At 45.5% G+C, this 466-nt stretch carries 1 protein-coding gene; it reads left to right on the plus strand.

Going from position 1 to position 466, the window contains the following annotated elements; all coding sequences use genetic code 11:
- Positions 1-153 precede the first annotated feature (153 nt).
- Entirely contained in the window at positions 154-411 is a 258-nt protein-coding gene (locus Xinn_RS21510; RefSeq protein ID WP_244590302.1) for a hypothetical protein, read from the plus strand.
- Positions 412-466: the final 55 nt, after the last annotated feature.

The following is a 466-nucleotide window of genomic DNA, read 5'->3' on the forward strand; positions in this document are numbered from 1 at the left end:
CATTTGTGCAACCGCAGTCACAGTCATGTTGTACGGTGGTAGCAATTTAGCCAGTGCGGCAGATTTACGTTCAGGTGAAATACGTGTCATTTTTTTCTCTATCAGTGTTGTTAATGAGGGTGACAACTATGCTGACAGAGAGGGGTCTGGTGGATGCTCAAGGTTATGGGTATCCAGAAAACCTATATTCTTGACGGGGGATTGCCGGCATGGTTGGATGCTGGATTTGGTGTATCTGAAAGCTATGCGGTACCCAAGGCAAAAAACGCCTGCGATTTTGATATTAGGCCTGAGCAGATTGTTGACAAATTCACCGTCCTTAAAAATATCACTGCGCCTCGTTTTACGTTAGTTGATGCAAGACCCTTAGTACTACAGCCGTACGCCCCATTGTGGCATGATAACCCCTGACATTTTTTCCTGAACAATACGGGGAGGTGTTCAATGCACTTACCTATCAACACGT

Source organism: Xenorhabdus innexi (assembly GCF_002632485.1).
In the GTDB taxonomy this organism is placed as follows: Bacteria; Pseudomonadota; Gammaproteobacteria; order Enterobacterales; family Enterobacteriaceae; genus Xenorhabdus; species Xenorhabdus innexi.